The sequence below is a fragment of the Streptomyces orinoci genome (genome assembly GCF_003121295.1).
Classification (GTDB): Bacteria; Actinomycetota; Actinomycetes; order Streptomycetales; family Streptomycetaceae; genus Streptomyces; species Streptomyces orinoci.
Genome location: NZ_PHNC01000029.1, coordinates 1,283,779 through 1,304,099 on the forward strand (window position 1 = coordinate 1,283,779; position 20,321 = coordinate 1,304,099).

The window sequence follows — 20,321 nt, forward strand, 5'->3', positions numbered from 1 at the left end:
CGCGTTCCTGACGATGAGTCAGCTCAGTACGCTGACTGTACGTCAGCTCATCGGTCCTCGAGCAGGAGTGGGCGAGAACGATGCTTGGATCGACTCATGGCACCCTCACCACCACCTCCCGACCGGCCCGTGTGGTGGCCTGCGGCGAACGACCGGGCCTCACCGTGCACGGTGACGCCGCCACCACCGCCGACCTGGACGCCGGCGGCCGCCCCCTGACCTCCGCCGTCCCCGACCTCGACCGGTTCTTCCGCCCCCGAACCCTGGCCGTGATCGGCGCCTGTGACACCGAGGGCCGCCCCGGCACCGGCATCACCCGCCAACTCATCGGCTGGGCCGCCCGCGTCGGCGCCCGCGTCCACCCCGTCACCCCCTCTCGTGACTCCGTCTTCGGCCTGCCCTGCCTCCCTTCCGTCCATGACCTCCCCCCGGGCATCGACGTGGCCGCCCTGCTCATCGCCGACCCCCTGCCGGTGATCGAGGAACTCGGCGCGCGCAAGGCCCGGTTCGCTGTGATCTTCGCCTCCGGCTTCGCCGAGACCGGCCCCCAGGGTGCCCAGGCCCAGGAGCGGCTGGCCGCCGCCGCCCGGCGCACCGGGGTCCGTCTGCTCGGCCCCAACACCAACCTCAACGCCTTCGAGACCTTCCGCGAAGACCTCGACGGACCGGCCATCGCACTGATCACCCAGTCAGGCCACCAGGGCCGCCCGCTGTTCGCCCTCCAGGAGCTGGGCATCCGGCTGTCCCACTGGGCGCCCACCGGCAATGAGGCGGACCTGGAGTGCGCCGACTTCCTCTCCTACTTCGCCACCCGCCCCGAAGTCGGCGCCATCGCCGCCTATTTGGAGGGCCTCAAGGACGGACGAGCCTTTCTGCTCGCCGCCGACCGCGCCGCCCGCCACCGAGTACCGGTGGTGGCGGTCAAGGTCGGCCGCACCCAGGCCGGCTCCCGCACCGCCGCCACCCACACCGGCAAACTCACCGGTGCCGACGCGGTGGTGGACGCGGCCATGCGCCAGTTCGGCGTGATCCGGGTGACCGGGCTGGACGAGCTTCAGGACACCGCCACCCTGCTCGCCCGTGCCCGGCCACCGCTGGCCACCGGCGTGGCCGCGTATTCGATCTCCGGGGGCTCCGGGGCCCACTTCGCGGACCTGGCCACGGCGGCCGGTCTCCAACTGCCCACCCTCTGCCCCGAGAAGCAGCGGGAGCTGCACCAGTGGATCCCGGAACACCTCGGCGTCGCCAACCCGGTGGACAACGGCGGACATCCAGTGGGCGACTGGCGCGGCCGCCGGATCATCGACGCCCTGCTCGCCGATCCCGCCGTCGGCGTGCTGGTCTGCCCCATCAGCGGCCCGTTCCCCCCACTGAGCGACAAGCTGGCCCAGGACCTGGTGGACGCGGCGGAGCAGACCGACAAACCGGTGTGTGTGGTGTGGGGCTCGCCGGTCGGCACCGAGGACGCCTACCGCCGCACCCTGCTGGGCTCCTCGCGTGTGATCACCTTCCGCAGCGTCGGCAACTGTGTGACCGCCCTGCGTGCTTACTTCCGCCACCACCGCTTTGTCGCCGACTACCGCTCGCCCTTCGAGAACGCCCCCCGCACTCCCTCCCCCGCGGCCGGCAAGGCACGCGCACTGCTGCGCCCGGGTGAGCAGCTCAGCGAGCACTCGGCCAAGCAACTGCTGCGCGCCTATGGCATACGCGTGCCAAGAGAACAGCTGGTGACCAGCGCGGCCGCGGCCGTACGGGCGGCCGGGCAGGTGGGCTACCCGGTGGTCATGAAGGCCTCCGCGCCACAACTGGCCCACAAGACGGAACTCGGGCTGGTGCGCATCGGACTGACCTCGGCCAGCCAGGTGCGTGACACCTACCGCGACCTCACCGAGATCGCTCGCGCCCAGGGCATCCCGCTGGATGGAGTGCTGGTCTGCCAACTCATCGAGCGAGGAGTCGAGATGACCGTGGGCCTCTCCCAGGACAGCCTGTTCGGGCCCACCGTGACCGTCGGCCTGGGCGGGGTGTTCGTCGAGGTGCTGCGGGACACCACCGTATGCGTCCCGCCGTTCGGCGAGCGCCAGGTCAGGGACGCCCTGGGCGAGTTGCGCGGGAAGGCGCTGCTGGACGGGGCGCGGGGGGCTCCCCCGGCCGATGTGGACGCCCTGGTCGAGACGGTGCTGCGCATCCAGCGGATGGCTCTGGATCTGGATGACGCGCTGGCCGAACTGGACGTCAACCCCCTGGTCCTGCTGGAGCGCGGGCAGGGCGCGGTGGCTCTGGACGCCCTGGCCTACTGCCGCTGAACCACCCCGCCGGGGCGGCGGCGCACCATCCGCAACTGCTCGCCGGGGCAGCGCACCGCCCGCAGCCGCCCGCCACGGCGGAGGTCCGCCGTTCCGGATCCCCCGCCAGGGCGGAGGCCCGCCGTTCCCGATCGCCAGCCATGCCCGTACCGCCCGGCCGGCCAAGGCCCGGGCCCATGACCCATGGAGCTCCGTCATGACCCTCTCCCCCCAGAACACATCCCCCGGTTACGGTGACTCCGCCGAACCCGGTGGAGCCGATGGGACATTGATAGAGCACACCACTGACAACGGGGTCTCCTGGATCACGCTCAACCGTCCCCAAACGATCAACGCCATCACCCCTGACCAGCGTGAATGGCTGATCTCAAAATTTTTTCTGGCCTCTTCGGACCCGGCTGTCCGAGCCCTGGTGATCACCGGTTCCGGCAAGGGCTTCTGCTCGGGAGCCGACCTCCGTGCGGCGGCCGGGCCGACGGCCGCCGAGCGGATTCCGGGCGATGTGGCCCGTACCCTCCGCCAAGGCGCCCAGCGGCTGATCGGTGCCGTACTGGACTGCGAGAAGCCGGTGATCGCCGCGGTCAACGGGATCGCCGCCGGCCTGGGTGCACACCTGGCACTGGCCTGCGACCTGGTGCTGGCCTCGGAACGGGCCACATTCCTGGAGGTGTTCGTACGGCGCGCACTGGTCCCCGACGCGGGCGGCGCCTATCTGCTGACCCGCCTGGTGGGTCCGCAACGGGCCAAGGAGCTGATGTTCTTCGGCGATCCGCTGACCGCCCCCGAGGCACACCATCTTGGCCTGGTGAACCGGGTTGTCCCGGAAGCGGAGTTGACGGCAACGGCGGAGCGATGGGCCGGACGACTGGCCGCCGGCCCCACCCGGGCGCTGGCGCTGACCAAGCAACTGGTGAATTCCGCCGGGGAGTCGGACCGGGCCGCCGCCTTCGCCGCCGAGGCCTCCGCTCAGGAGATCAATATGAACACCGCCGACGCGGCCGAAGGCATCGCCGCCTTCCTGGAACACCGCGCTCCGCGCTACCGGGGCCGATGATGCGACCCCTATTGAACCCGGAGATCTCCCGGACCGCCTTCCCCACCCTTTGCCCGTCGGCTTCAATGGAGGAGTGATGGGACACGCGGGCATGGCCACCGCCGCCCTGCGCCACCTGCGCGCTCAGGGGCCCTTGCCAAGCCCCCCGGAGGCGCCGCCTCGGATGCTGCGGGCGGTGCGCGCCGGTGAGCCGTTGCCGCCGCCACCGGAGGAATTCCGGCATGCGCTGGGCCACTTCGCCAGCGGCGTGACGGTGATCACCGCACCGGGCGGTGACGACGGCGAGCCGCCGGCCGGCTTCGCCTGTCAGTCCTTCGCCTCACTGTCTCTGGAACCGCCGCTGGTGGTCTTTATGGTGGGCCGGACGTCCACCACCTGGCCACGCATCGCCCGCGCCGGGGTGTTCTGCGTCAATATCCTGAGCGCTCAACAGGCTGAAATATGCCGCAACTTCGCGGTCAGCGGCTCCCGGGTGCGCGACAAGTTCTCCGGGGTGCCCTATGAACCGTCTCCGCTGACCGGCTCACCCCGCATTGGCGGTGTAGCCGCATGGGTCGATTGCACCATCCATGCGGTTCACACCGGCGGTGACCACCTGATCGTGGTGGGCGGCGTGCTGGCGCTGGGGACGGACGAGACCGCCGCCGAAGCCGGGCCACTGCTGTTCCACCGGGGCGCCTTCGGCACCTTCGAGGGCTGAGGGATGCCGCCCAAAGGGCTCACTCGTTCTCGGGGTTGGCCTTGGTGCCGACCCTGGCCTTGCCAGCGCTCCTGCCCTTGACGAGCTTCTTCAGTTCATAACGCTTTCCGGAGCCAGGCTTGCCGACACCGTAGAAGATCCGGGGTTCCTTGGCGGTGCCGGCCACGCTCCAGTTGCGGTTGAAACCGCACTTGGCTATCTCCAGGTGCACTCCCTGGACCTGGCCGTTGTCCTTCATGGGCGACCAAGTGCCGGAGCCATTGCAGTCCTTGGCCTTGTCCTGGCCCGTTCCGTCCCACAGGTAGTTGTCGAGCCCATTGGCCACCGCGGTGCCGTTGTCGCTGAGTTCGACCCGGCCGCCGCGCCCGTCGTCCCAGACGCCGGCCAGATCCGACTTATGCAGTTTCGGCGGCTTGTACACGTCCACCAGACCGGTGCCGTACAGCACCGCGCCCAGCGCACCGATGGCGACCCAGGCGATGGCGCCGTCCCGGGTCACTCTCCGGGCCATGCTGCCGGCCCGTCCGGTCCTGGCCCGGCGGTCGGCAAGGCGGGCCACGAAGGCCGCCGGCAGCAGCCCCACGGTCAGCGACGCCCACCAGACGAGGTAGGCCAGCGGGTGGGCGAGTGAGAGGCTGCCGAGCGCCGCCACCGCGCCGAAGGTGACCACTCCGGCCGCCGACACCGCAGCCACGGCGCCCAACGTCCATGGCCAGCGCGCGGGGCGTCCCGCGCGCCGTGCCGCACGGCGCGCGAGAGCCAGGGCGGGCATCACGGCGGCGGCGGTGACGAAACCGCTGAGCAGTACGGTCAGCAGCAGCGCGGCCAGCGATACGGCGGCGAGCAGGAGGATGCCGTGCGGCAGCCCGTCGTGCTCCCGGGAGAGCAGCACCAGCAGGCCGGTGGTCGCCGCGATGACGACCTCGGCGCTCAGCGTGGCCATCGAGGCGCAGAACGCGGCGCCGAAACCATCCGGCCCGGTCTCCTGCCGGGACGGGGTGCCGGTCTCCCCTGCCTGGTCGCCGGCCGGCTTGGCAGCCGGCTCCGCGTCCGCGTCTGGTCCCGCGGCCGCGGCCTTCGCCGTCGTCGCCTCGTCCGGTATCGCGTCCGGCTCGGCTTGCTGTGTCATATCGGCCCCTCTCTCCCTGAAAGATTCCCCCAGAGGCCGAGAGGTTGCGTGGCGAAGGGTTTCGAGACCCCGCTCACCCCACTGAATCCGCCGGCAGGGAGGTCCGGGCGCACCACCGCGTCATCACCGCGGCCCCTCGGAGGCCCCATTGTTACCGATTGATCCCTGATGGGCGTAGGCGGTGAGCGGAGCCGAACGGCTCCACAGCCGGGCCCGCCTCAGAAAGCGAGCACACAGCGGGCCACCCGGCCGCGCCGTAGGTCCTCCGCCGCTCGCGGGAAGTCCTCCAGGGGGTGGACGGCCGTCACCAGCTCATCCAGCAGCAGCCGCCCCTCCTGGTACAGCCGTGCGTAGAGGGCGGCGTCGTGCTGCGGACGGGAGGAGCCATAGCGGCACCCCAGCACCGCTTTGTCCAGATAGAGGGCGGAAATCGGAAGGGATACCTCCGCCCCATGGGGCGGGACACCGAGCAGCACCGCCTGACCGTGCCGGTCCAGCAGTTCCACGGCCTGCCGGACGAGCCGGGCCTCGCCCACGCACTCAAAGGCGTGATCCACACCGCTGGGCGCGATCTGCCGCACCGCCTGCGCCACTTCGGTTGTAGCGGCATCGATGAAGTGGGTGGCGCCGAACCGCCGGGCCGTCTCCTCCTTCGCCGCCCTGGCATCCACCGCGATCACCGGAGACGCTCCGGCGAGCCTGGCCCCCTGCAGCACATTGAGTCCGACACCACCGGCGCCGATCACCAGCACGGATTCGCCCTGACCGACCCGGGCCCGGTTGAGGACGGCCCCCACCCCGGTCAGGACGCCGCAGCCGATGAGGGACGCCGAGGTCAGCGGCACCTCGGCGGGTATCCGGACCGCCTGTACGGCCTTGACGACCGTGCGCTCCGCGAAGGCCGAGGTGGCCGCGAACTGGAACAACGGCTCTCCCTGCCGGGAGAAGGGCTGCCCGGGCCGGCCAATGGAGCGCCGGCACATGGTGGGCCGCCCCCGGTCACAGTCGGCACAGGCGCCACAGGCGGCCAGGGTGGAGAGCACCACATGATCACCGGGCACCAGACCGGCGACACCCGCACCGACTTCGGTGACCAGCCCCGCGCCCTCATGCCCCAGGACGACCGGAGCAGGGTGAGGAATGGTGCGGTCGATGACGGAGAGGTCGCTGTGACAGAGGCCGGCCGCCGCCAGGGAGACCTGGACCTCGTCCGGCCCGGGCGCACGGACCTGGAGATCGTCCACGACCAGGGGCCGCTCACCGTCGAAGATCACGCCTCTCATGACCACTTCTTCCTCTGGTATCCGGTTGGCATCCGGCACTCCGGTATCCAGCCGTCCGGCGTCCGGCGGTGCGCCTTCCGGCGGCCCGGTATCCGGCCGTCCGGCATCCGGCCCGGCTTGCGCTCCGCCCTCAGGACGGCCAGACCACCGACTGGAGTTCGCTGTAGGCATGCAGCCCGAAGGAGCCACCGTCGCGCCCGACTCCGCTCCCCTTGCAGCCGCCGAACGGCGTTTCCGGGTGCCGCTGGAGGGTGTTGATGCCGACATTGCCGCTGTGCAGGCGGCCGGCGAGGGCCCAGGCCCGCGCGGTGTCGGAGCTGAAGATGTAGTCGTAGAGGCCATAGGAGGTGCCGTTGGCGATGTGGACCGCCTGGTCCTCGTCCTCGAAGGGCAGTGCCACCACCACCGGCCCGAAGATCTCCTCACGGGCCACGGCCATCTCGGGAGTGACCTCGGTGATCAGGGTGGGCGCCACATAGAAGCCGGGTTCCAGCGGCGGGCGGACACCGCCTGTGACGATCCGGGCTCCCTGCACCCGGGCACCCTCGATATAGGCCTCCACCCGTTTCCGCTGGTCAGCAGAGATCAACGGCCCTATGTCGGTGGAGTTTTCCACAGGGCTTCCCATTGTCAGTGACTCAGCGTAGTCTTTGAGACCGGTGACGACCCTTTCGTACAACGGCCGTTGGACGAGCACCCGGGTCGGTGCCGTACAGATCTGCCCGCTGTGGAAGGACCAGACCGACCCGACCGCCTTGATCGCCGACCTGAGCACCTTCTCGTCGGCATCGCCCAGGACGATGGCCGCGCCCTTGCCGCCCAGCTCCAACAGGGTGCGTTTCATCGACCGTCCGGCGGTCTGAGCGATCTTCCTTCCCACTGAGGTGGATCCGGTGAAACTCACCATATCGACGCCGCTTTGGGACACCAGCAGTTCGCCCGCCCCTGTCCCGGAGCCGGTGACGACGTTGAACACACCGTCCGGGCAGCCGGCTTCCCGGAACAGCGGGCCCAACTCCAGGCAGCAGAGCGGGTCCTGGGGCGCCGGTTTGGCGACGACGGTATTGCCCATGGCCAGCGCGGGTGCGACCTTGCCCGCCAGATTCGCCAGCGGAAAGTTGTAGGAGGTGATGCAGGCGACGACGCCCACCGGGCGCCGGACCGCGGCGGCGCCGATCAGGCCGCCGGGGGCAAGGGGACTGGCCCGTACGGGCCATGGCGGAAGCGGCAGGACATCGGGCTCCAGCGCGCCGCGCGCAGCGCGCCGGAACCGGTCTACGGCCGAGGGGAGTTGCACGGCGGAGGCGACGCGCAGGGTGGCGCCGGTCTCGGCCTGGATCAACGGAACCAGTTCCGCCGCATGTTGGACAAGGAGATCGGCCACCCGGTCCAGTACGGCGGCACGCTGTCGTGGACCGGTGAGCGACCAGCCGCCCTGCGCGGCCCGCGCGGCGGTCACGGCTTCGGCGACCTCGGCTTCGGTCGCCTCCGGGGCCTCCCCGACGACTTGCTCGGTCGCCGGATTGACAACTGCATAGTGCCCTTTGTCAGGCGTGCGCCACGCCCCGTCGATCCAGTGTCCATAGGCCCTCACGGCCGGACCTCCTTCGGCAGGCCGAGGACGCGCTCGGCGATCAGGGTGCGCTGGATCTCGTCCGATCCGCCGTAGATGGTGTCGGCTCTGGAGAGGAGGAACTGACGCTGCCAGGCGTCGAGTTGGTACGGGCGGTCGGCACTCCAGCCGTCCGGTCCGACTGCGGCGGCGGCTCCACGCACCAGCATCGCCAGTTGGCCGAGCCGCTTGTGCCAGCCGGCCCACAGCAGCTTGGCGGCGCTCGGCGCCCCGGGGTCATCGGCCGCCCCAAGGGTGCACAGGGCGTTCCAGCGCACGGTCTGCAACTCCGCCCAGTGCCGTATGAGCCGGTCACGCACCACCGGCTCCGCTGCGGCACCGCTGTCCACCGCCGCTTTGATCACCTGGCCCAGCTCCGCCGCGAAGCCGATCTGCTGGGCGAGAGTGGACACGCCGCGTTCCCGGGCGAGGAGGCCCACGGCGACCCGCCAGCCGTTGCCCTCCCCGCCCACCAGGTGCTCCGCTCGGGCCGTCGCGCCGTCGAAGAGCACCTCATTGAACTCGGCGTCCCCGTGCAGTTGGCGGATGGGCCGGACCTCGATCCGGCCGGGCTGGTCCATGGGCACCAGCAGCAGCGACAGGCCCTGGTGGCGGCGCGATCCCCTGGTGGTACGGGCCAGCACAAAACACCAGTCCGCCTGGTGGGCGAGCGAGGTCCAGATCTTGTGGCCCTCGATCCGGTAGCTGCGACCGCCGTCGTCCGGGGTGGCGGCGGTGCGTACGGCGGCCAGATCGGACCCGGCGCCGGGTTCGCTGTACCCCTGGCACCAGATCTCCTCGCCCCGTGCGATGGCGGGGAGGAAGCGGGCACACTGCGCGTCGTCGCCATCGGCGAGCAGGGTGGGGGCCAGCAGCCGCTCACCGATATGCCCCAGCCGGGCCGGTGCGCCGGCCCGGGCGTACTCCTCGGCCCAGACGACCTGCTGGCTGAGGCTCGCCGACCGGTTGCCATAGCTGCCACGGCTCCGGTCCCAGGCGAGGCCGATCCAGCCGCCCTCCCCCAGCAGCCGCTCCCAGCGACGGCCGGCCGGCGGAGCCGGGCCGCCGGTCAAGTGCCCGGCCAGCCAGGACCGGGCCGCCGTGCGGAACTCCTGGTCTTCCGGGCCGAACGCGAAGTCCACGCCCGCTCCTTCCGCCGGTGCCGCCCGCCCGCGGCGGCTGTGTCAGAGGTTGGGACGTGCCTTGGCCGCGGCGGCCTCGGCCATGGCGTCCACCAGGGCGAGCATGGGCATGGGGTCGGTGCCCACCGTGCCGGGGAGAAGATCGGCTATCCGCTGGGGCGTCCAGGCGCCATCCGCGTAGGCGGCGCGCAGTTCACGGGGCTGCGCCCAGACCGCGATCTTGGGTCCGGCCACCGTGTAGACCTGACCGGTGATGGCCTGTTCCCGGGCCCGCTCGCTGAGCAGGTAGACCACCAGGGGGGCCACATCCTCGGGCTCGCCCATCTCGGCCAGTTTCATGGGCACTTCGGCGGACATCCGGGTACGGGCCACCGGCGCCACGCAGTTGGCGGTGACCCCGTACTTCCGCAGGCCCAGGGCCGCGCTGCGCACCAAGGAGATCACCCCGCCCTTGGCGGCGGCGTAGTTGGCCTGGGAGACACTGCCCTGATGGTTGCCGCTGGTGAACCCGATGAAGGTCCCGCCGCGTTGGCGGCGCATCACGGCGGAGGCGGCGCGCAGCACGGTGAAGGTGCCCTTGAGGTGGGTGGCGATGACCGGGTCCCATTCCTGCTCGGTCATGTTGAAGATCATCCGCTCCCGGAGAATGCCGGCCGCGCACACGGCTCCGTCCAGCCGGCCGTAGCGGTCCACGGCGGTGTCCACGACCCGTTGGCCGCCGGACATGGTGGACACATCATCGGCCACCGCGATCGCCTCACCACCGGCGGTTTCGATCTCCTTGGCGACGGCGGCCGCCACCTCGCTGGTGGGTTCTGCACCGGAGACCGAGACGCCGTAGTCGTTGACGACGACCTTGGCGCCCTCGGCGGCGCAGGCCAGCGCTACCGCCCGGCCGATGCCACGCCCCGCACCGGTGACGGCGACCACCTTGCCTGCCAAGAAGTTCCCCACGGTGGACACCCCTTCCCGCGCTTCTGACGGCCCGTTAGATTTTTGGGCAGCTCGGGCCGGAGCACAAGCCCCGCGGTAGCGGAAGGGAAGGCAACGATGTCACTGCCGGACGAGTTCCATGAGATCGCCAAACGGGTCAGCAACTGGGGGCGTTGGGGCGCGGCCGATGAGACCGGCACCCTCAATCTGATCACCGGTGCCGTTGTCCGCTCCGCCGCCGCCTGTGTGACCAGCGGGAGAAGGGTCCCCCTGGCGCTGCCGCTGCGCCTGGACGGGGTGCAGACCGGGCTGATCCCCGGCAGGGTCAATCCCCTGCACACCATGGTCGCGGTGAACCTGGAGATGTTCGGCCCCGGCACGGTGGCCACCAGTGACGACATGGTGGTCATGGGCCTGCAGGCGGCCACCCACTGGGACGGGCTCGGCCATGTCTCCCACGCCGGCAGGATCTACAACGGCCGTCCGGCTTCGTCGGTCACCGCGCATGGCAGGGCCGCGTTCAGCGGGCTGGAGAAGGCCGGGCCGGTCGTCTCCCGGGGAGTACTGCTCGACGTGGCCCGGGCCCGGGGTGTGGAACGCCTCCCCGGCGGCCATGCCGTCACCCCGGAGGACCTCTCCGCGGCGGAGGAGCTGGCCGGCCTGACCATAGCGGCCGGGGACATCGTGCTGGTCCGCACGGGACAGATCCAGCGGTATCTGGCAGGCGACAAGGACGGCTACGCCCACCCCTCGCCCGGGCTCTCCATCCGCACACCCGAGTGGTTCCACGCACGGGATGTCGCGGCCGTGGCCAATGACACCCTGACCTTCGAAATCATCCCGCCGGAGATCGAGGGGCTGTGGCTGGGGGTGCACGCACTGCATCTGGTCGAGATGGGGATGCTCCAGGGCCAGAACTGGAACCTGGAGCAGCTCTCCAGGGTGTGCGCGGAGGAGCGGCGCTATTCATTCCTGCTGGCGGCCACTCCCGAACCGTTTGTGGGCGCGGTGGGCGCACCAGTGGCACCAGTGGCCGTCTTCTGAAACTCGGCTCACATCTGACAACCGGCCGTTATGCGCCAATTCTCAGAGATCGGGCGGGCGGCGGCGTACAGATGCACACCCCGAGCACGGCACCGTGCGCCGCCGCCCAGCTCCGGCGCTTGAGCCCTGTTGTGCGCCGGTTCCGCGACCCGCACTCGCCAAGGCAGCCCGGTTCACATGGGCCTCTCGACGTCCCCTCGCAACGAATCGCTTCATCCAAGGGTGATCAGGTGGCCACTTCACGTCAACACCTGGTCTGGACTTTGCCGCCTACGCCCCATTTGTGACGGCGTGTTGTGGCTCAAAAGCACCACTCCACCGCGTCAACGGCGATGAACCCCGGTCGATCTCACACCAGATGCGCTTACCGGTGCCCTCCGGCTGCCAGCCCCAGCGGTCGGCGAGACCCTCCACCAGTTCGAGGCCGCGTCCTCCGGTGTCCTCACCGCGCGCACAACGCTGCCGGGGCGGCCGGGAGCTGTGGTCGGTCACCTCGACACGGACGGTGCCGGGCCGGGAGCCGGTGACCGCACCGGGCGCACCACCAGCCCCGGGAAACAACATCCGTAGCACGCCGGGACATCCGGTGTGCACCACGGCATTGGTCACCAGCTCCGAGACCAGCAGGATCAGCGCGTCCACCAGCGGCTCGTCAGCGCCTATCCCCGAGCCGGCCAGCCTCGACCGGGCCCACCTGCGAGCCCGGCCGACCTCGGCGGGGTCGGCCCGCACCTCCATCTGCATCTGAAGCACCTGCAACGCTCACACCATCCGAACCGGCGGATACAACGTCTCGCGCCCTAGCGGAGTCACCGAGGGTGATCTCCCTCCACGACACCATGGTTGACGCTGAGTTACCCCAACAAACGCTGTCGGCATATTCCCGCGCAAAGGAATGAGTCTGCCGGAGACCATGCGACGCACATTGCACGGGTTCGGTTCGGAGACATTCACCTGCCCCGCCCCGAAACGCACCAATGGAGCGTACCCGAGCGTTGATCCCGCTCCGCGCCCTGGCGAGTTACGCGCAGAACACAACTCGATATCAACGCAGTGTGTTCTCTCCTTCCGGCTCAACCGCGCATTTCCCTGCGGGTGGTTACTGTCGGTTTGCGGGTCGCTCAGGGTTTCGCCCGAGCGGATTTACGATCGTCTGAGGCGGGACGGAGCGGCGATCGGCGAGGAGCTCCTCGGCCAGTGCGGTCTCGGCCCGGGCCGCCGTCTGCCACTGCGCGGCTCTGAGCCAGGCCCGTTTGAGATGGAGATGGACATCGGCCTCCCAGGTGAAGCCCAGGCCGCCATGCACTTGCAGACAGTCACGGGCATTGCGTACGGCGGCCTCGTCGGCGAGGAGTTTGGCGGCCGCGACATCCGGCGGCAGCGCGGTGAGTGATGCGGCATATACCGCGGCCCGGGCGAGTTCGGTGCGCACCAGCATCTGGGCGCAAAGATGCTGCACCGCCTGGAAGGCGCCGATCGGCCGGCCGAATTGGGTACGGACTTTCGCGTGATCGACCGCCATCTCCAGGGTGCGCCCGGCGCTGCCGAGTTGCTGGGCAGCGGTCAGTACGGTGGCCTCCAGCAGCAGCCGGGAGGCGGCGGCTTCGGGGATGGGCCGGGTGGTGTCGGGGGGTGGGAGCCTCGGCAGCAGATGCAGGGGGGTGGTCGGGTCGATGGAGTCGGTGGAGTCGGTGGAGTCGGGCAAGGCGCCGAGTAGCCCACTGAGTTGGGCGGCCGGGAGCAGCCGGGGGCGGGGACCGTCGAGCAGGAGCAGGGCATCGGCGGTGGCAAGGTGTTCGGCGGGCCCCGGGCGGTCCACCGCGGTCACCACACAGGTGCCCTCGGCCGCGCCGGGTACCAGTCCGGCCGCCAGGTGGGTGGCGGTCAACGGGCCGGGCAGCAGGGCCCGTCCGGCCTCTTCGAAGAGCAGGACGGCCTCCGGCAGGGCCAGTGCGGCGCCGCCGTCCCGCTCCGGCAGCCGGAGGGAGAACAGTCCGGCGTCGCCCAACTTCCGCCATAGCGCCCGGTCGAAGTCCTCGCCGACGGCCTCGACCGACTGCCGCAGACGCTCGCGGGGGAAGAGCGCGGTGAACAGCCGGCGGGTTTCCGAGCGGAGCAGCCGTTGGTCCTCGGTGAGCCGGAAGTCCATGGTCACCTCCAACGTCCGCTGGGCAGGCCGAGGATGCGCTCGGCGATGATGTTCTGCTGGATCTGAGAGGTACCCGCGGCGATGGTGTAGGCCAGCGCGGAGAGCCGGTCGGCCGTCCAGTTCCGCCGGGCGTCCAGCGCCAGGGGGCCCAGCACCTCGGCGGCGGCCTCGTAGAGTTCCTGGCGGGCGTGGGAGTAACGGAGTTTGAAGACAGAGCCGCCCACGCCGGGTACCGCGCTTTCCCCGGAGCGCCAGGAGTGTTCGGCCTCGCTCACATTGGCCTGGACCAGTCGCCAGAGGGCGGTGAACTCGGCGTGGAGCCGTCCCAGTCGGCGGCGCAGCACGGCGTCCTCCCAGGCTCCATTGGCCTGGGCGGCGCGGGCCAGCCGGCCCAGGGTACGGCGGCAGGCGACCACTTCACCGGCGAAGGCGGTGCCGCGTTCGAAGGACAGGGTGACCATGGAGACCCGCCAGCCGTCGTTCTCGGCGCCCACCCGGCAGGAGACCGGGATCCGCACCTCGTCCAGGAAGACCTCGGCGAATTCGGTGGAGCCTGCCAGGGTGCGCAGCGGCCGTACCGTCACCCCGGGCGCGTTCATGGGCATGGCCAGCCAGCTGAGTCCCCGGTGCCGGGGGGCCGAGGGGTCGGTGCGGACCAGCAGTTCGCACCAGTCGGCGATCTGGGCGTGGGAGGTCCAGATCTTGCTGCCGGTGACCAGGTAGCTGTCCCCGTCGCGGACTGCGCGGGTGCGCAGGGCGGCGAGGTCGGAGCCGGCTTCCGGTTCCGAGAAGCCCTGGCACCACACCTCCTCGCCGCGCAGGATCGGCGGCAGCCAGCGGGCGCGCTGGGCGGCGGTGCCCTCGGCGGCGATGGTGGGCCCGGCGTGCAGCAGTCCCACAAAGCCCGCGCCCACATAGGGGGCGCCGGCCTGTTCGGCCTCTTCCAGGAGGATCAAGTGGCGCAGTGGGCCCGCCCCTTGGCCGCCCGCCTCGCAGGGCCAGTGCAGTCCGGCGTATCCGGCCTCGTACAGGGCCCGTTGCCAGGCGCAGTCGTGGGCACGGCGGGCAGGCCAGTCATCGGCGGCGGGGGCGGGGGGCAGGGTGGGCAGGGTCCGGTGGAGCCAGGAGCGCAGCCGGTGGCGGAAGTCCGCTTCCTCGGGGGTGTCGTCGAGGTTCATGAGGCGGCCGGGCGGGCGGAGTCGAAGTCGAGGCCGAGCATCCGGATGGCGTTGCCGCGCAGCAGTTTGTGGACGGTTTCCTCGTCCAGGCCCTGGACGTGTTCCAGGGCGACGGCCTTGGTATGCGGGAAGGTCGAGTCCACATGGGGGTAGTCGGTCTCGAAGGTGGCGTTGTCCCGGCCCACGGTGTCCAGTGCGGCGATGCCGTGTTTGTCGCGGAAGAAGCAGCAGTAGACCTGCCGGTAGTAGTAGCGGGAGGGCGGTTCGGGGATCAGGTCGCGCACCCCGCCCCAGGCCCGGTGTTCGCGCCAGACGTCGTCGGCCCGTTCCAGGGCGTAGGGGATCCAGCCCATCTGGCCTTCGCTGTAGGCCAGTTTCAGCCGCGGGAAGCGGACCAGGACGCCGCTGAAGAGGAAGTCGGCCAGGGAGGCCATGGCGTTGTTGAACGACAGGGTCGCCTGGACCGCGGGGGGTGCGTCGGGGGAGGCGGCGGGCATCTGGGAGGAGGAGCCGATATGCATGGCGATCACGGTCCGGGTCTCCTGGCAGGCCGCGAAGAAGGGATCCCAGTAGCCGGAGTGGATGCTGGGCAGGCCGAGGTGGGTGGGGATCTCGCTGAAGGTGACGGCCCTGACCCCGCGGGCCGCGTTGCGGTGGATCTCCCGGACGGCCAGGTTCACGTCCCAGAGCGGGATCAGGCACAGCGGGATCAGCCGGCCGCCGCTGTCACCGCACCACTCCTCCACCATCCAGTCGTTGTAGGCGCGGACGCAGGCCAGGGCGACCTCCTTGTCCTGGGCCTCGGCGAAGGTCTGGCCGCAGAAGCGGGGGAAGGTGGGGAAGCACAGGGACGCCTCCACATGGTTGAGGTCCATGTCCTTGAGCCGTTCTCCCGGGTCCCAGCAGCCGGGACGCATCTCGGCGCGGGTGATCCCCTCCAGGGTCATCCGGTCGCGGTCGAAGCCGACGGCGGCGATATTGCGCTTGTAGGGGAAGGCCAGGTCCTCGTAGATCCACCAGTCGGCCGGGGGGCCATCGGGGTCCATGGTGAAGCGGTATTTCCCACCGGTGTACTCCAGGGCACCGATGCCGGTGGTCAGCGGCCGTGGGCCCCGGTCGCGGTAGGCGGCCGGGAGCCAGGTGTCGAAGAGGTGGGCGGGCTCGATCACATGGTCGTCCACGCTGATGATGAGGGGCAGTTCCACGGGAGCCCTCCTTGCGAAGGATCCGAGTCTGACGATCCGTCAGGTTTGAGTCCGAAGCTAGCCGCCGCCCCCTGGACCGGCAAGCGGCCACCGCCCTAGGCTCGGAACTCCGGCTGATACAGCGTCAGTTAGTCAGGGGGTGGGACATGCTCCCGGTGCCCGGCACGCTATGGGAACTCCTCGACCGCCGCGCCGAACGCACCCCCGGCGCACCCGCCCTGATCCAGGCGGCGGACGACCGCGTCCTCACCTTCGCCGAACTGCGCCAACGGGCCCTGGACACCGCCGGGCGCCTCAGCGGGCTGGGAGTGCGGTCCGGCAGCCGGGTGCTGTGGCAACTGCCCACCCGGATCGAGACCGTGGTCCTCTCCCTCGCCCTCTCCCGGCTGGACGCGCTGCAGAGCCCGCTGATCCCGCACGGCCGGGACCAGGAGGCGGGCCACGCACTGCGCACCACCGGTGCGGGGTTCTTCGTGGTCCCGGGCGTCTGGCGCGGCTTCGACCACACGGCCATGGCCCGCGGGCTGGCGGACACTCTCCCACGCCCCCCAAGGGTGATCACCCCCGGTGATCTCGAGGGCACTCCCGCGAAGGTACCCCCGGAACCGGCGAATGGATCGGCCGTCCGCTGGGTCTACTGGACCTCGGGAACCACCGCCGACCCCAAGGGCGTACTGCACACCGACCGTTCACTGCTCGCCGCGGGCGCCGCCCTGGCCGAGGCGCTGCGGCCGGAACGGGCGGACGTGGGCTCCATCGCCTTCCCCTACGCGCATGTGGGCGGGGTGCAATACCTGGTGATGCTGCTGCTGTGCGGCTTTCCGGCCCTGCTGATCGAGCACTTCGCCCTGCCGGGAGCGCTGGATGCCTACCGCCGCCACCGGGTCACCATCGCGGGCGGCTCCACCGCCTTCTACGCCATGTTCCTCGCCGAGCAGCGCAAGGCCCTGGACCGTCCGCTGCTGCCCGCGCTGCGGATGCTGGCCGGCGGCGGGGCGCCCCGGCCGCCCGCGCTCCACCGGGAAGTGACCGGAGAACTGGGCTGCTCACTGCTGCACGGCTATGGGATGACAGAGGCCCCGCTGATCACCATGGGCACCCCCGGGGACCCGCCGGAGCGGCTGGCAGCCACCGAGGGACGGCCCTTCGGCGGCATGGAGATCCGGGTGACCGCCGCCGACGGCACCCCGCTGCCCGCCGGGGCCGAAGGCGAGATCAGGGTGCGCGGCCCGGCCCTCTGCCGAGGCTATGCCGACCCGGGCCACCGGGGCCGGGCCTTCGACCGGGACGGCTTTCTGCCCACCGGCGATCTCGGCCGGCTGACCCCGGACGGATATCTGGTGCTCACCGGACGGCTCAAGGACATCATCATCCGCAAGGGAGAGACCATTTCCGCTTCCGAGACGGAGCGGCTGCTGCGGGCCCACCCGGCCGTGGAGGACGTCGCGGTGATCGGGCTGCCCGACCGGGACCGCGGTGAGCGGGTCTGTGCCGTACTCCAACTCCGCCCGGACGTGCAACGGTTGACGCTGGCGGAAGTGTCGGGATATCTGCGCGGTAAGGGGCTGGCGGTGTACAAGCTGCCCGAACAGGTGGAGATCGTGGCCGAGTTGCCTCGTGGCCATACCCTGCGCAAGGTGCTCAAGGACGAGCTGCGGGCGCGTTTCTCCGGCGGGGCCGGGGGTCAGCCGGTGCGGTAGCTGGTGGTGGCCTGCTCGAAGAAGGCGTCCACCGAGCGCTGTCCGGTGGCCGGGCCGATCGCCTGGAGCACATGGTAGCGGCCGTCCAGGATCACCGCGGAGTTGCGCACATAGAGCTGGTGGCCGGCGCCGTCGGTCCAGTTGAAGGTGCCCTGGGCTCCCGGGTTGCGGCCGACATCCACCCGGCGCAGATCGGAGGCGCCGGACCAGGCCGAGGCGCGGAAGGGGTCCAGCTCCGGCTCCTTCTCCTCCTGGTAGGCCAGCGGATCATCACCGAACTCGGCCGCCTTGTCCCGGCCGGGAACCACCAGCAGGCGGAAGTCGCCCTGGACAAAGGCCACCTGGCCGCGAGCGGTGTCCTCCTGGCGCTGCCAGTCCTTGCTCACCGCCACCGTGAACCCCTTGGGGTCATGGCGCAGGGCAAAGCCCTTGGCCGGCTCTCCGGCGGTGGAGGCAGCGGAGGAGCCGGGGCCCTCGCTGCCCTCCGGGGCGGGGCTGTTGGGGCCCGCGCTCAGTGCCTGGGTGGCGGCGGTGTGGTCCCCGGTGCCCTGGCCCGCGCTCTCCGTGGCCCGTGGCATAAAGAGCAGCGCATAGAGCACGGCGGCCACCAGCAGCATCAGTATCAGCCCCAGCAGCAGCCGCCCCAGCCGGTGCGGGCTTGCCTCGGCGCGCACCCGCTGCTCCTGGAGATAGGCGCTGGACCGTTCCCCGCCCGGCTCCCGCTCCCCGGCTCTCTTGTGCCGCCCATGGACGGCCGGGCCTGCGGCGGTACGTCCGCGCCGCCGCATCAGCTCCCCCCGCCGCCGCACGGTGGGCAACCGCCCGCCCCCCGTAGCGGCCTCGACGCCCAGAGCGGTGGAGGGCACGGTGACGGTCCGGCTGCCGATATCCGGCTCGGGAGCCGACCGGATCAATGACCGCAGCCAGCCGCGGAGTTCCTCGAAGTCGGGCCGCTCCGCGGGGTCCTTGCGCATCAGCGACTCGACCACCGGGCGCAGCGCACCGCACTCCTCGGCATAGGCGGGGGGCTCCTCGCACACCAGCCGGACCAGGTCGGCGGTGTTCTCCTCCGGGTACGGGGCGTGGCCCTGGACCACCCGGAACAGCAGGGCGCCCAGCGCCCAGAGGTCGGCAGCGGGGCCGACCGGCGGGGCGAGCTGCCAGTTCTCCGTCAGCGGCCAGGCCTGTTCGGGAGCCCAGCGTTCGGTGACCGGGCCCACCACCAGCATCCTTGCCTGGCGGGCGCGTTCGGCGGCGAGTGCGCCGCCGGGGCCGGGGGTACGCGCCCAGCTGCCGTCGGTCCGCCCGGCGGGTGCCGGGGCCTCGGTCCTGGTGCCATTGAGGCCCGAGGTGCTGCGGCCGGAGGTGCTACGGCCCGAGGTGCTGTCCTTGAGCAGCGCGTCGGCGTTCCAGCGGGCGCTCTGCGGGGAGGGTGCGCCGGGGGCGGGCGCGGTGCCGCTGGCCGCGCTGCCGCCACCCCAGGTGGCGGAGCCGGTCGGCGGGGCGGGCAGGGTGCCACGTGCGGCACCGGCCTTGGCGCCCGCCCGGTAGGCGGCAATGGCCCCTGGCTTGGGCCGCCCCCCGGCCGGAGCGCCACCGCCCGCCTGGGCGGGCACCCGGGCCCCGCCGGAGGGCCCGGACGGACCCGAAGGGGCCTCGTCGGTCACCGGGGGCACCGGTGTCACCGGGGGCACCGGGTCATAGCCGCACAGGGCCTCCTCCGCCGCTCCGGCTGCCAGCCCGGTGAGGATGGCCCGGCCGTCCTCGCAGATCAGCACGGTACGGGTGGTGATGTTGCGATGCGTCCAGCCCTGGGCATGCAGGGCACGCAGCGCGGTGAGGATGTCGGCGGCCACCTCGGCGGCCCGGTGCGGGGAGAGGGCGCGCTCGGCGAGCACCGCGGCCAGCGGACGGGCACAGACCAGCTCGCTGACGATCCACAGGCTGCCCGCCTCGGCGAAGACATGGAAGACCTGGTCCAGCCGGGGATGGTCGGGGATCCGGGCGGCCGCGGTGGCGGCAGCCAGCGCCCGGCGCACCGCGGGGTCGCCGGGCCCCGCCACGGTGCGCTCTGGGTGGGCGGCCTCCGCTCGGGTGCCCTGCTCGCCCGGACCGTCCACCAGCTCGGCCTCGACCACCTCAGGCAGCGGGATCTGGCGGACCAGCACCTCCTGCCCGCTGTAGGTGTCGAAGGCCCGGGTCTCCACCAGTTCGAAGGCATCGGACGGCGGCCGGGGCAGGCGGTAGCGGTCGGCCAGCACCCGGCCCGCGTAATCGTCCACGACGCCTCCCCAAGCGCGCGTTACCCGTGTCGCCAGAGCCCGAACGGCCGTACCGACAGCGCGAGTTGCCCTGGAGCACGGCTGCGCGCTGTCCGCACTCCCTCACGATACGTGCCGAAGAGCCCCTTTCGGGGCCGTACGGCGCAGCTCGTCCGGCCGGACTGCCACTGCCCGCCGGCAACCGGCCGGACAGCCGACCCAGTGGTCACAGGGCCCTCAACTGACCCGGCACCTAGGGCTGGTTGCCCACTGCTGCATACCCATCCGGAACCGGCCCGACGCCCCACCGCACCACCTGGGCGGCCGCGGAGTGCCCATGAACCGCGCCCTTGCCGCTGTTCTTGCCGTCGTCCCCCTGAACCAGCAGGGCGATCACGGTACCGATCACCGCCAGCACCACCAGGGTGACCACCAGGATCAGCACCCGCCGCTGGGCGGGCACCCGCATCCGTACCAGGGTGGAGGTATAGCCGCCGGTCAGCGGCTCCTGGATGTCCCGGGCGGTGACCGAGGAGCCGGACGGGATCTCGTCCCGCAGCGGCCGGAAGGCGCTGCCCACCGGGGTCTTGGCCGACTTGGCCATCTGCTGCGCCGGAGGCCGCCT

At 71.3% G+C, this 20,321-nt stretch carries 15 protein-coding genes; 5 read left to right on the plus strand and 10 right to left on the minus strand.

Features of this window, described 5'->3' with window-relative positions; translation table 11 throughout:
* The first annotated feature begins 80 nt into the window (after positions 1 to 80).
* The 3 genes from CV755_RS20560 to CV755_RS20570 all read left to right on the plus strand — a co-directional run bounded on the left by CV755_RS20560 (position 81) and on the right by CV755_RS20570 (position 4,060).
* Positions 81 to 2,306, plus strand: coding sequence for an acetate--CoA ligase family protein (locus CV755_RS20560; protein ID WP_109281658.1), 2,226 nt, complete (start codon positions 81 to 83; stop codon positions 2,304 to 2,306).
* A gap of 196 nt (positions 2,307 to 2,502) precedes the next feature.
* A complete protein-coding gene (locus CV755_RS20565; RefSeq protein WP_109281659.1) occupies positions 2,503 to 3,360 on the plus strand; it encodes an enoyl-CoA hydratase/isomerase family protein in 858 nt (285 codons plus the stop codon).
* A 76-nt stretch (positions 3,361 to 3,436) separates the two neighbouring features.
* Positions 3,437 to 4,060, plus strand: coding sequence for a flavin reductase family protein (locus CV755_RS20570; protein ID WP_241561311.1), 624 nt, complete (start codon positions 3,437 to 3,439; stop codon positions 4,058 to 4,060).
* 19 nt (positions 4,061 to 4,079) lie between these two features.
* Here the strand turns inward: CV755_RS20570 and CV755_RS20575 are convergent, their stop codons facing one another.
* The 5 genes from CV755_RS20575 to CV755_RS20595 form a co-directional block, all read right to left on the minus strand.
* Positions 4,080 to 5,189, minus strand: coding sequence for a hypothetical protein (locus CV755_RS20575; RefSeq protein ID WP_109281660.1), 1,110 nt, complete (start codon positions 5,187 to 5,189; stop codon positions 4,080 to 4,082).
* Positions 5,190 to 5,407: 218 nt separating this feature from the next.
* Positions 5,408 to 6,472 (minus strand): Zn-dependent alcohol dehydrogenase, encoded by a 1,065-nt coding sequence (locus CV755_RS20580; RefSeq protein WP_109281661.1) that lies wholly within the window; start codon positions 6,470 to 6,472, stop codon positions 5,408 to 5,410.
* A 130-nt stretch (positions 6,473 to 6,602) separates the two neighbouring features.
* The gene (locus CV755_RS20585; protein WP_164503304.1) at positions 6,603 to 8,066 is read right to left on the minus strand and encodes an aldehyde dehydrogenase family protein; all 1,464 of its coding nucleotides are present in this window, start codon (positions 8,064 to 8,066) and stop codon (positions 6,603 to 6,605) included.
* Complete coding sequence (locus CV755_RS20590; protein WP_109281662.1) at positions 8,063 to 9,226, minus strand: acyl-CoA dehydrogenase family protein; 1,164 nt, start codon at positions 9,224 to 9,226, stop codon at positions 8,063 to 8,065. Before CV755_RS20590 ends, CV755_RS20585 begins: the two co-directional genes overlap by 4 nt.
* Before the next feature lie 42 nt (positions 9,227 to 9,268).
* Positions 9,269 to 10,180: an SDR family NAD(P)-dependent oxidoreductase gene (locus CV755_RS20595; RefSeq protein WP_109282003.1), complete on the minus strand. Its 912-nt coding sequence runs from the start codon at positions 10,178 to 10,180 to the stop codon at positions 9,269 to 9,271.
* A gap of 96 nt (positions 10,181 to 10,276) precedes the next feature.
* On the opposite strand from CV755_RS20595, the gene CV755_RS20600 reads away from it, so the two are divergent.
* On the plus strand, positions 10,277 to 11,203 hold the full coding sequence (locus tag CV755_RS20600) for a cyclase family protein (protein ID WP_109281663.1): 927 nt from the start codon (positions 10,277 to 10,279) through the stop codon (positions 11,201 to 11,203).
* Positions 11,204 to 11,473: 270 nt separating this feature from the next.
* Here CV755_RS20600 and CV755_RS20605 read toward each other — a convergent pair whose 3' ends face one another.
* The 4 genes from CV755_RS20605 to CV755_RS20620 all read right to left on the minus strand — a co-directional run bounded on the left by CV755_RS20605 (position 11,474) and on the right by CV755_RS20620 (position 15,735).
* Positions 11,474 to 11,962: an ATP-binding protein gene (locus CV755_RS20605; protein WP_193553436.1), complete on the minus strand. Its 489-nt coding sequence runs from the start codon at positions 11,960 to 11,962 to the stop codon at positions 11,474 to 11,476.
* Between the two features lie 340 nt (positions 11,963 to 12,302).
* Entirely contained in the window at positions 12,303 to 13,352 is a 1,050-nt protein-coding gene (locus CV755_RS20610) for an acyl-CoA dehydrogenase family protein (protein ID WP_109281664.1), read from the minus strand.
* A gap of 2 nt (positions 13,353 to 13,354) precedes the next feature.
* A complete protein-coding gene (locus CV755_RS20615) occupies positions 13,355 to 14,530 on the minus strand; it encodes an acyl-CoA dehydrogenase family protein (RefSeq protein ID WP_109281665.1) in 1,176 nt (391 codons plus the stop codon).
* Positions 14,527 to 15,735, minus strand: coding sequence for an amidohydrolase family protein (locus CV755_RS20620; RefSeq protein WP_109281666.1), 1,209 nt, complete (start codon positions 15,733 to 15,735; stop codon positions 14,527 to 14,529). Before CV755_RS20620 ends, CV755_RS20615 begins: the two co-directional genes overlap by 4 nt.
* A 146-nt stretch (positions 15,736 to 15,881) precedes the next feature.
* On the opposite strand from CV755_RS20620, the gene CV755_RS20625 reads away from it, so the two are divergent.
* Complete coding sequence (locus CV755_RS20625) at positions 15,882 to 17,435, plus strand: class I adenylate-forming enzyme family protein (RefSeq protein ID WP_109281667.1); 1,554 nt, start codon at positions 15,882 to 15,884, stop codon at positions 17,433 to 17,435.
* Here the strand turns inward: CV755_RS20625 and CV755_RS20630 are convergent.
* Complete coding sequence (locus CV755_RS20630; protein ID WP_109281668.1) at positions 17,420 to 19,717, minus strand: protein kinase; 2,298 nt, start codon at positions 19,715 to 19,717, stop codon at positions 17,420 to 17,422. The two genes, CV755_RS20625 and CV755_RS20630, sit on opposite strands and share 16 nt — an antisense overlap.
* Between the last annotated feature and the right edge of the window lie 604 nt (positions 19,718 to 20,321).

Excerpts from the sequence above, each read along its gene's own strand:
- CV755_RS20560 (WP_109281658.1), top strand. The coding sequence starts at position 81 with ATGCTTGGATCGACTCATGGCACCCTCACCACCACCTCCCGACCGGCC.
- CV755_RS20565 (WP_109281659.1), top strand. The coding sequence starts at position 2,503 with ATGACCCTCTCCCCCCAGAACACATCCCCCGGTTACGGTGACTCCGCC.
- CV755_RS20570 (WP_241561311.1), top strand. The coding sequence starts at position 3,437 with ATGGGACACGCGGGCATGGCCACCGCCGCCCTGCGCCACCTGCGCGCT.
- CV755_RS20575 (WP_109281660.1), bottom strand. The coding sequence starts at position 5,189 with ATGACACAGCAAGCCGAGCCGGACGCGATACCGGACGAGGCGACGACG.
- CV755_RS20580 (WP_109281661.1), bottom strand. The coding sequence starts at position 6,472 with ATGAGAGGCGTGATCTTCGACGGTGAGCGGCCCCTGGTCGTGGACGAT.
- CV755_RS20600 (WP_109281663.1), top strand. The coding sequence starts at position 10,277 with ATGTCACTGCCGGACGAGTTCCATGAGATCGCCAAACGGGTCAGCAAC.
- CV755_RS20610 (WP_109281664.1), bottom strand. The coding sequence starts at position 13,352 with ATGGACTTCCGGCTCACCGAGGACCAACGGCTGCTCCGCTCGGAAACC.
- CV755_RS20615 (WP_109281665.1), bottom strand. The coding sequence starts at position 14,530 with ATGAACCTCGACGACACCCCCGAGGAAGCGGACTTCCGCCACCGGCTG.
- CV755_RS20625 (WP_109281667.1), top strand. The coding sequence starts at position 15,882 with ATGCTCCCGGTGCCCGGCACGCTATGGGAACTCCTCGACCGCCGCGCC.